The 5,165-nt window shown below is 70.2% G+C and carries 8 protein-coding genes and 1 pseudogene; 4 read left to right on the top strand and 5 right to left on the bottom strand.

The window, feature by feature from the left end:
- Positions 1-160, top strand: a pseudogene (locus tag AB0C29_RS32665) (SGNH/GDSL hydrolase family protein); the annotation flags it as partial.
- A gap of 54 nt (positions 161-214) precedes the next feature.
- On the opposite strand, the gene AB0C29_RS32660 reads toward AB0C29_RS32665, so the two are convergent.
- Positions 215-1,093, bottom strand: a complete 879-nt coding sequence (locus AB0C29_RS32660; protein ID WP_360828393.1) for an alpha/beta hydrolase — start codon at positions 1,091-1,093, stop codon at positions 215-217.
- A gap of 1 nt (position 1,094) precedes the next feature.
- Between AB0C29_RS32660 and AB0C29_RS32655 the strand changes: the two genes are divergently transcribed.
- On the top strand, positions 1,095-1,670 hold the full coding sequence (locus AB0C29_RS32655; protein WP_360828390.1) for a TetR family transcriptional regulator C-terminal domain-containing protein: 576 nt from the start codon (positions 1,095-1,097) through the stop codon (positions 1,668-1,670).
- 53 nt (positions 1,671-1,723) lie between these two features.
- On the opposite strand, the gene AB0C29_RS32650 is transcribed toward AB0C29_RS32655, so the two are convergent.
- Positions 1,724-2,218, bottom strand: a complete 495-nt coding sequence (locus tag AB0C29_RS32650) for a VOC family protein (protein WP_360828387.1) — start codon at positions 2,216-2,218, stop codon at positions 1,724-1,726.
- Positions 2,219-2,350: 132 nt separating this feature from the next.
- A complete protein-coding gene (locus AB0C29_RS32645; protein WP_360828384.1) occupies positions 2,351-2,500 on the bottom strand; it encodes a hypothetical protein in 150 nt (49 codons plus the stop codon).
- Here AB0C29_RS32645 and AB0C29_RS32640 point away from each other — a divergent pair.
- Positions 2,494-2,955, top strand: coding sequence for a GDSL-type esterase/lipase family protein (locus AB0C29_RS32640; protein ID WP_360828381.1), 462 nt, complete (start codon positions 2,494-2,496; stop codon positions 2,953-2,955). The two genes, AB0C29_RS32645 and AB0C29_RS32640, sit on opposite strands and share 7 nt — an antisense overlap.
- 251 nt (positions 2,956-3,206) lie before the next feature.
- Here the strand turns inward: AB0C29_RS32640 and AB0C29_RS32635 are convergent, their stop codons facing one another.
- Both AB0C29_RS32635 and AB0C29_RS32630 read right to left on the bottom strand, forming a co-directional pair.
- Positions 3,207-3,671, bottom strand: coding sequence for a DIP1984 family protein (locus tag AB0C29_RS32635; RefSeq protein ID WP_360828378.1), 465 nt, complete (start codon positions 3,669-3,671; stop codon positions 3,207-3,209).
- Between the two features lie 294 nt (positions 3,672-3,965).
- Positions 3,966-4,898, bottom strand: a complete 933-nt coding sequence (locus AB0C29_RS32630) for a trypsin-like serine protease (protein WP_360828375.1) — start codon at positions 4,896-4,898, stop codon at positions 3,966-3,968.
- 75 nt (positions 4,899-4,973) lie between these two features.
- Here AB0C29_RS32630 and AB0C29_RS32625 point away from each other — a divergent pair.
- On the top strand, positions 4,974-5,165 hold a 192-nt coding region (locus tag AB0C29_RS32625; RefSeq protein WP_360828372.1), incomplete at its 3' end, for a hypothetical protein.

The following is a 5,165-nucleotide window of genomic DNA, read 5'->3' as shown; positions in this document are numbered from 1 at the left end:
CATCGAGGTGGGTTCGGCTGAGGCGTTCGCGGTGGATGCGAGCTTGTTCAGTGCGGACCGGTTTCATCCGTCCAGTGCCGGTTATGCGGTGATCGCCGAGTCGCTGGCCCCGGCGGTGCGGGCGGCGGCTGCGGCCGCTCTGGCCGGTCGCGCCGGCTGAGGTACGGCGGTCAGCCCACCGACACCCGGACCCATAGGATCGTGAGCGTGGCCGTTATCGAGGGCAGGCCCGGGTGGCCGCGGCGAATGTGACGATCCGCGCGGCGAGTTCGTCGGGATGCCGGAGGACGAGGTCGTGGCTGGCTTCGGGGATGATCTCGGCGACGGCGCGCGGCATTCGGGCAGTGACCACGGCCGCGATCTCTCCGGCGTCGTACAGCTGACTGTGGCCGCCGACCAGCACCAGCGTCGGCGCCGTGATCCGTTCGAGGTCGTCGTCGGTGAGCGGGGTGGGCATGATGTGCTTGCGTCGGAAGCCGAAGGTGGCTTTGACCAGGGGCATCGCCTCGTCGTCGCGCAAGGCGAGGTTGCGCAGCGGCCGGGCCAGCGCGCGCCGGACCGGTCGGGGCGCGAAGCTGGCCAGCCCGCACGCGATTATCCAGGCCACGAACGTCGGGCTGACCTTGCCGAAGCCGCCCGGGTCGAGCAGCGTGAGGCTCGCGACGGCGTCCGGTGATCGCAATGCGTGGCGCAGGGCGATCCACCCGCCGTACGAGGTGCCGACCAGATGGGCTTGGCCGACGTCCAGCCCCGTGAGGACCTCGTCGAGCCAGAGGGACCATTCGTCGCCGTTGTCGATGGCGCGGGTCTGAACGGACGGGCCAGGCTCACCGACGGGGTCGATCGCGATCACCGGCCGGGAAGCGGCGAGCCGGCCGACGTAGGCGTGCCACATCAGCGACGGCCCGCCTGAGCCCGGCAGCAGCACGAACGGAGTCTCATCACCGGAACCGAGCCGGTGGACGCGGGTGGTGCCGAAGCTGGTCACCACATCGGAGTCGACGGACGAGGACGGCCAGAGCCGATCGACCAGATCGTCGTAGACCGCGAAGAAGCTGCGGATAGCGAGTACACGGGGCCTGCAGTCGGCCACCATGCGCGAGGTGGCCGCCGAGGCCGGTGTCTCGCTGCGGCTCGTGCAGTACTACTTCGACACCAAGGAGCAACTGCTGCTGGCCGCGCTCGCCTACCTCGCCGAGCAACTCACCGAACGGGTGTCGGCGAGCATCCGGGCGCTCGGTCCGGTCACCTCACGCACCGTCGTCTACGGCACCCTCACCGCGGTCCTGCCGACTGACGAGGAGAGCGTGCGGCTGACGCGGGCCTACACCGGCTTCTACACCTTGGTCTTCAGCAGCGAGGCGGAGATGGCCACCCGGCACGGCGCCACCTACCCCGACAAACTGGAATCGCTGCTGGCCACACACATCACCGCAGCCCAGGAGGCGGGCGAGGTCGCGGCCGACGTGGACCCGGCGCTGACCGCGGCCGCCCTGCTCGCGCTGACCAACGGCCTGGGTTCGAGCGTGCTGGGCGGCCAGCGCGACGGCGCCGCGGCGCTGCGGATCCTCAATGACCAGCTCGGTCGGCTGTTCCACGCCGGGGAGTCGCCGACCCCTGCCCCGGTCCGAGCGCCCACTCATCGTCACGACCGGCACGAACAGAAATGAGTGCGGTCAACCTGTGGAGTTCGGCCGGGAGCTCCAGACAGACACCGCATCTCTCAGCCCAGCGATTTCAATGCCTTGTCCACGGTGGCGAAAACGGTGTCGGTGCCGCCCTCCCAAGACGGCACCGGATCCGCTTGACCGGGCGCCGGCTGGTAGAGCCACCAGATGTTCTGCCAGGGGTCGAGCATCCGGGCGATCGTCGTCTCACCGTAGAACGGGGTCGGTTCGGTCACCGTCGTGGCGCCCCCGGCCTCGGCCCGCTCGAGCACCGCCGCCGCGTCGGTCACCCACACCTGCAGCAGGCCGGGCCGCGCCGGCCACCCGTCCAGCCGGTCGGCGACCATCAGGTCGACGGTGCCGAGCCGCAGCTGGGCGTGGATGAGCTTGCCGTCCGGCATCGGCGTCCGCGCCTCGACGGTCTCGGCCACACCGAACACCTCGCCCACAAAGTCCACGAACCGCGCGGCATCGTCCACGATCACGAACGGATTGAGGACGGCGCCGCCGTGGGGGACAGCTTCCGGAGAGAGCAGAATGTCGCTGGTCATGCTGAAAATCATGCCGTGCACTGCGGTCAGTCCCTGACCTGAAATCGCAACGGTTCCGGGCGGCAGAGTCGGGACCGTATGGAATGACTCCAGCCGCGCAGGCGATCGTGTGACACCGTGCCCAGCATCCGCTCATACCGCGATCCGCGCCCGCACCGACGCCAATGATCTGCTGCCGATCATCCTCGGCATCCGCGACGACTTCTTCGTCAACACCAGCCCGCTGTCCACCGCGAGCCAGAGGCCGCTGGTGCCGTTACTGACACCCACTTCGTGTGCCACCGGTGCAGGCCGCGACGAGCCTCGGTGATGCCGTCCGGACGCTGCGCGCGGCCGGCGCGGAGGTGGTCGTGGCCTCGGCGCCGGATCTCAGCGTCGTGCCGTGGGTGCCGCCGCAGACGCGGATGCTGGTGCGGGCGGCCAGCGCGGCGATGCGGCAGGCTCAGACCCGGGCTGCGGTTGACGCCGGGGCTCGGGTCCCGGACATCGAGGTGGGTTCGGCTGACGTGTTCGCGGTGGATGCGAGCTTGTTCAGTGCGGACCGGTTTCATCCGTCCAGTGCCGGCTATGCGGTGATCGCCGAGTCGCTGGCCCCGGCGGTGCGCGCGGCGGCTGCGGCCGCCCCGGCCGGCCGCGCGTTTCCCGGAATCCATATCCAGGACGACACGTTCGCCGAGCTACGATGCCGGCTGAATCGGCCCACCGCCACTCCATCGGCACGGGTGGTACGCGGCTGATCTCGTTCGTACCTGGCGCCGTCAACATGAAGGGACGCGGAGTTCCCCTATCCCGCCCTCGCCGTCGTGGATCTGCGCTCGGTGGTGTGCTGTGCCCTGTGCGCCGTCACTTGTGCCGTGTGCTGGGCATGCAATGTGAGTCGGGGAATCGAACCCCCGCGCCTGCCCCCGGCGCGCCAGGCGTGAACCGGATTACCCGCCGGCTCTCGGGTTTGCGCACGCCTCCACGTCGGTTACCTGCTCCGCGTCGGTCAGTCGAGCAGATCGACCTCCCAGTTGACCCGCTGAATCAGCGTGTCCACCTCTCGAACCTGCCGGGCCAGATCGTCGGCCTGGCGGCGCAACTCAGCGACCGGTAGCGCCGGAATCATCTTCAGCTCCGACCGCAGCTGCCGGTAACCGCGCTGACCCTCACCGGCCGCGGCATCAGCCGCGGACGTGACAATACTGTGGCGCAGGCGCAGGACATCTCGCCGAGCCAGCGCGTCGGTCAGTGTGCCGCCCTCGACCACGGTCGCGGCATTGGTTCGGTTGATGCGCCTGATCAGCGACTCAAGCTCAGTGAGCACTTCACCCGCCTCGGCGAGCAGGGACTCGGCGTCCTCAGCCGGAGTCTCGCCTTCCTGGAAACGCGCGCTGCCCGCGATGCGAGAGCGTAGCTGTTCGGCACGGCGCGACGCATCTGCGCGCAGCGCGAGAGCCTCGGCAAGTTTCATGGGAGCAGTATGGCCGTCCAAGATCGGCGTCGCCTCCCAATTCCATCGGCAGGAGCCGACGAGGCAGAGCCGATCGACCCGAATCAAGGTGAGGGGCCTGCTCGCCCGCCGACGACCGCCGGCGCAATGTCGTCGAGCTGACCGCGAAGGGCCTGGAGACCTTGCACCGCGCCACCGAGGCAAGCGACGACGCCGAGCGCGAGGTGCCAGACCACCACCGGTGGCGGAAGCGGGCAAGAGGGCCGGGCCGCAGTGGCCCGACCCTCCCGCACCCGCCCCGAGCGGATGGAACGGTCAGCCGGTTTCGATGGTCATGCCGCCGGTGAATCCGGGCACCGGGGTGAACCACGACTCGGCCGGCGTGGCGTTGCAGCCGGCGGTGCTACGGCTGTGGATGCCGTACGCGTTGCGCCGGTTGTCCGACGTCAGCTGGTACCAGCCGCCGCCGCTGTCGCCGCCGCAGGCGTCGTACCCGGTGGTCTTCACCATGCCGCGCACCTGCGGGTCGCTGACCAGCTCGATGACGGCGCAGTTGTTGGCGCCGGTGGGCGTGGTGATGTTCGCGGACAGGCACACCACGTCACCGGCCACCATGGACGATGTGCGGGTGGGCGCGCCGTTGACCCGCACGAACCGGTTGGCCGCGCTGTGCATGTAGATCCTCCCCACCATGTCCGCGAGGTAGGTCGCGTTGGTGGTGCTGATCGAGGCGATGTCGAGGTTGTCCCGGTCGGTGGCGCCGGTCAGCGTCCCGATCGTGGTGCCCCCGGTCGACCAGGTCACGCCGACCCCTGTCGAGCAGTGGCCGGCGGTGATGACCCACCGCGTGTTGGGGGTGAACTTGTCCCGGAAGGTGAAGCCGAGGGAGCACTGCGGGCTCAGCATCAGGCCGGCGCGCAGGCTGTCGGCGCAGTTGTTGCGGGCGGTGCAGACGTCCGGCTCCACCGGGGTCGCCTTGCGCGGAGTGACCCGTACCCCCGCAGGCACCGCGCCGGCGGCCAGCGCGGCCATGCGCAGCGCGGGCACGGCGACGACGACCTGGTTGTCGGCCAGGTCCAGGCCGATGTTGCCGGCCGCGGCCGCGCTCAGCGCACCGGTGCCGCGGCGGATCGCCGCAGCTTGGCGCTCCAGGTCGGCGAAGGTGCGGGCGACGCGGTGCGTCTGCACCCGTATGCCGAGCTTGCGCCCGAGCGTCGCGGCGGTCGCCTCGGCCCCCGCGGTGGTCACCGCCAGGTGCAAGACTCCCGACGGCGCGTCGAACCACGACCCGCCGAACGTCTTCTGGTCCCCTTCGACCGTGTCGTGCAGCAGCCGCCGTTGCGCCTGCTGTGCGGCGGCGGTGCGCGCGGCGGCGACCGACATCGCCGGGTACGCGGCACGGTATGCGCTGGCGACGGCACCGCCCTGTGGATCGTCGAGGAGGACGGCTCGGAGCAGCGCTACTCCTTCGCCGAGATGGCCGGCCGCTCCAACCAGGTCGCCAACTGGCTGCGG

Origin of the sequence: Actinoplanes sp. NPDC048791, from assembly GCF_040650095.1 — a bacterium.
Lineage (GTDB): Bacteria > Actinomycetota > Actinomycetes > Mycobacteriales > Micromonosporaceae > Actinoplanes.
This window is presented reverse-complemented; position numbering and strand designations above follow the sequence as displayed.

Excerpts from the sequence above, each read along its gene's own strand:
- AB0C29_RS32655 (WP_360828390.1), top strand. The coding sequence starts at position 1,095 with ATGCGCGAGGTGGCCGCCGAGGCCGGTGTCTCGCTGCGGCTCGTGCAG.
- AB0C29_RS32650 (WP_360828387.1), bottom strand. The coding sequence starts at position 2,218 with ATGACCAGCGACATTCTGCTCTCTCCGGAAGCTGTCCCCCACGGCGGC.
- AB0C29_RS32635 (WP_360828378.1), bottom strand. The coding sequence starts at position 3,671 with ATGAAACTTGCCGAGGCTCTCGCGCTGCGCGCAGATGCGTCGCGCCGT.